At 42.5% G+C, this 3830-nt stretch carries 4 protein-coding genes; 3 read left to right on the top strand and 1 reads right to left on the bottom strand.

The features are described from left to right. Window positions 1-356: 356 nt before the first annotated feature. The 3 genes from PX482_RS18375 (at window position 357) to PX482_RS18390 (ending at window position 3267) form a co-directional block, all read left to right on the top strand. On the top strand, window positions 357-1223 hold the full coding sequence (locus tag PX482_RS18375) for a response regulator (RefSeq protein ID WP_002757113.1): 867 nt from the start codon (window positions 357-359) through the stop codon (window positions 1221-1223). Beyond that, entirely contained in the window at window positions 1220-1510 is a 291-nt protein-coding gene (locus PX482_RS18380) for a circadian clock KaiB family protein (RefSeq protein ID WP_002757114.1), read from the top strand. The genes PX482_RS18375 and PX482_RS18380 overlap by 4 nt, the downstream gene beginning before the upstream one ends. A 563-nt stretch (window positions 1511-2073) precedes the next feature. After that, entirely contained in the window at window positions 2074-3267 is a 1194-nt protein-coding gene (locus tag PX482_RS18390) for an NAD(P)/FAD-dependent oxidoreductase (RefSeq protein ID WP_288122813.1), read from the top strand. On the opposite strand, the gene PX482_RS18395 is transcribed toward PX482_RS18390, so the two are convergent. Then, complete coding sequence (locus tag PX482_RS18395; RefSeq protein WP_288122815.1) at window positions 3247-3666, bottom strand: GAF domain-containing protein; 420 nt, start codon at window positions 3664-3666, stop codon at window positions 3247-3249. The two genes, PX482_RS18390 and PX482_RS18395, sit on opposite strands and share 21 nt — an antisense overlap. Window positions 3667-3830 lie beyond the last annotated feature (164 nt).

Here is a 3830-nt window from a genome sequence, read left to right on the forward strand (position 1 = left end):
AGAACTTTCACCATATCCTTAAATGTTTCAGGATATACCCCACAAAAGCGTTTAAACTCTTCTGGATTCAAATTTTTTACTTTTTCGTAAGTCATTGTTTTTCTGAGTGTTTTACTTTATTTTACATAATCAGTTCCTATTTTTGCAGGAGGTCTACTGAATCCTGACTCCTGAATCCTAACCCCACCAACAAACTTTTTCAGCAAACCCTAAGTAAGTTTGAGTAAGTTTAGTTGAGCGGTAGAATAAGACTTCGAGATAGCGGGTGCTAGATTGTGATTTTGTCCTTGCGTTTCCCAAAGATGAGCGTACTATGAAAGTAGGGGAAAAAAGATAATTTTAGCGATCGATTAACAATGACTAGGGATCTCTGTAGGATTTTATTGATAGAGGATGAACCGACGACTGTTAAATTAATCCAGAGATTGCTGTTAAAGGCCCCCCAATGTTCCCTGGCCGGGGGGTTGACTTTTACCCTCACCCAAGCTCAGGATCTACAGCAAACTGCCGAAAAACTAGCAGGGGAGAAATTTGATCTCATCCTCTTAAGCTTGGAAATCTCTGTCCCCCCCGGCTTAAATATTCTAGTCAAAACCAGAGAATTAGCCTCTGATATACCGATAGTGGTTCAAACTACTAGCAATGATGAGAAATTAGTCGTTAAAGCCTTTCAACTGGGTGCTGACGGTTATATTCAGTTAAATAATATCGATAGTAGTCTTTTAGTCTATCAAATTCGTGTGGCGATCGAACGTCAGCAATATATCCTCAATCTTAAACATCAACAACAGGAAGAGGAATTTCGCGAACTGGAACAGTTGATCAAGGGAGTACAAACTAGCATCACGGCGAAAATGTTCGGTTCTGAGGCAATAAAGCAGAGTATTCCCGATATTTTTCAAGAATTAGTCCAAAATTACGGAGAGTTATTAGACTTAGCTTTAGAAGAACAAGCATACAAAGTGGAACATAATCTATCGGAACGACTGCGAAGCTTGGCCGATAAGTTAGGATTCTTAAAAGCTAGTCCTCGCGATGTGGTGGATATTCATACCACCACCCTACGCCAAAAAAATCAGGATGTCACCCTGGCCAAAGCGCAGGCCTACGTTAGCGAAGGTCGTCTCATGGTCTTGGAATTGATGGGTTATCTCGTCTCTTTCTATCGTAAATACTATATCGGTCTCAGCAACATTAAACTGTTCAATAACACGCAATCATGAGTCAATATCTTCTCAAACTCTACATTATGGGCGATTCAAGTAAATCCCAGAGGGCGATCGCCAATATTTTTCGTATCTGTCGCGAGGAGTTATCCGATCTTTATACAGTAGAAATAATTGATGTTCTCGAACAGCCCCAATTAGCGGAACAGGATAAAATTCTCGTAACTCCTACTTTAGTCAAACAACTTCCCCCACCCCTACAAAGAATTATCGGCGATATGTCCAATACTCAAAAGGTTCTCCTCGGTTTGGATGTTATTCCCAAAGACTCCCATCGCAATTAGGATTCACCTAAAAATTCTTCTGGTTAGGTTTTTCCTCTCTAATAAGCTCTAATCTTAATTTTATCTCAAATGTCGGGGTGAAGACTCTCGCTTTTAACGAGATGAAACCCCAACCAATATAAAACAGCGAAGCACGACTTAAATCTTGACAATCTCTGCTGTATAGGTTAGCATATAAGTAGTTGTTTAAGGTCGATAAACAATGATTATCCTAAGTTTCAGAAAAATAATCGTTCAAATGTTTATTATGTCCAATTCTGTCTAAGCGTTGATATTCGGGAAGATGCAAAACCGCTAGAACCGACTAAAAAATGTGTAGGATTGGATGTAGGTTTAAAAGTTTTCTACGCTAATAGTGATTATGTTTAAAAATTGGTCCTTCGACGATTGGATGAATCATATCCTTTTTCTGGCTACAATTGTGGCTTTGCTGACGATTTGGCTGGGTAGATGAATAAAAAGATTTTTCTTTGCTCGCTTTACCGAAAATTTGGGTTTAAGGTTCCCCGTCCATTTTACGGCAGGGAGTGTCAAAATAAGAAACAAAACCCTCAGCGATCGATATGACTGACTCAATCCCAAAAATTTGTATTCTCGGTGGTGGTTTTGGTGGACTCTATACTGCTCTACGTTTGAGTCAATTGCCTTGGACTGATCAACACCCCCCCCAAATTACCTTAATTGATAAAAACGATCGCTTTTTATTTTCTCCCCTTCTCTACGAATTAGTCACCTCAGAACTGCAATCCTGGGAAATAGCTCCCCCTTTCAGCGAATTGCTCGCTAATACCCCCGTTGACTTCCAACAGGGAACCGTCACGGCGATCGATGTTAATAATCATAAAATAACCCTTGACAATCAAAACGATATATGCTATGACCGCCTCGTGATCGCCCTCGGTGGTCAATCCTCCCTTGACTTCCTACCCGGGGCCAGAACCCACGCTATCCCCTTTCGTAGTCTCGATGATGCCTATCGTCTTCGGGATCGACTCAAAACCCTAGAACAATCCGATCGCGATAAAATTCGGGTCGCCATTATCGGGGGCGGTTATAGCGGCGTAGAATTAGCCTGTAAGCTGGCCGATCGCCTCGGAGAAAGGGGAAGAATTCGTCTGATCGAAAGAAATAGCGATATAATTGCCCTTTCACCCCAATTTAACCGCGAAACCGCCAAAAAAGCCCTGGAAAAACGTCTGGTTTGGTTAGACCTAGAAACCACCGTCGCCGACATTCAAGCTGATTGCCTCTCCCTTGACTACAAAGGACAGATAGACAAGATCCCCGTTGATCTAGTTCTCTGGACCGTTAGCCCGATCGCCTCCCCACTGCTCGCTAATTTGCCCATAGCACATAATGAGCGCAAATTACTAAAAGTTAATCAATATTTACAAACTGTCGAAAACACCAGCATCTACGCGATCGGCGATGCGGCCGATAGTCGCGATCAAGACGATAAACCCTACGCTGCCACGGCTCAGGTCGCCCTTCAACAGTCCGACTACTGCGCTTGGAATATTTGGGCGAGTTTCCACGATAAACCAGCTTTACCCTTCCGTTATCAACCTTTAGGCGAAATGTTGACCCTCGGAGTCGATGAAGCTACCATTAGCGGTTTAGGACTAGAATTAGCCGGTCCCCTTGCCCATCTTACCCGTCGCTTAGTCTATCTCTACCGACTGCCCACCCTTAACCATCAAATCGCCGTAGCATTCAACTGGATTACCCAACCGCTTCTATCCCTCATCTCTGAGTAGCGAGTTCAGATATTCCTCCACTAACAAACTATCTCGATCGGTCAATTCCTGACCATCGAGACGGTTTAACAGCATTACTGCACCAAATAACCGATTATTAATCCTAATTGGCACAGCTAAAGCCGTTTTTATCCCCAAAGCCACCGCTATATCCTGACGGATGCGATTATCTCCTAGGGTTTGTCCTACCACCACCGGACAACTATCCTGGTAAACCACCGTACACAATCCCGACGTGGCAATATCACCCCTTTTGCCCACAATTGCCTGGGTATTTTTACCCGCACCCGCACGATAATCAATACTATCACCGTCAAATTCGGCAATAATAACCGTTTCTGTTGGAATTAAACCTAAAATTTCTTCAGCAATGCGATCGAGATTAGTTAATTTTTCCATAATGGGGTTAGGGGTTGAGGAAATGGGGTGTTATAATCAAAAAAAGGTAATGATTCGGTAGTAGTGGCGTAGCTCTCTTGCTTACCTGGTATGAATTGTGTAAAATATTTATTAATAAAAATAATTGGAACCCGCTCAGTCTTTAAACCTCTAGCTTGCTCATG

This window comes from Microcystis sp. M53602_WE12 (assembly GCF_030065455.1).
GTDB classification, from domain to species: domain Bacteria; phylum Cyanobacteriota; class Cyanobacteriia; order Cyanobacteriales; family Microcystaceae; genus Microcystis; species Microcystis aeruginosa.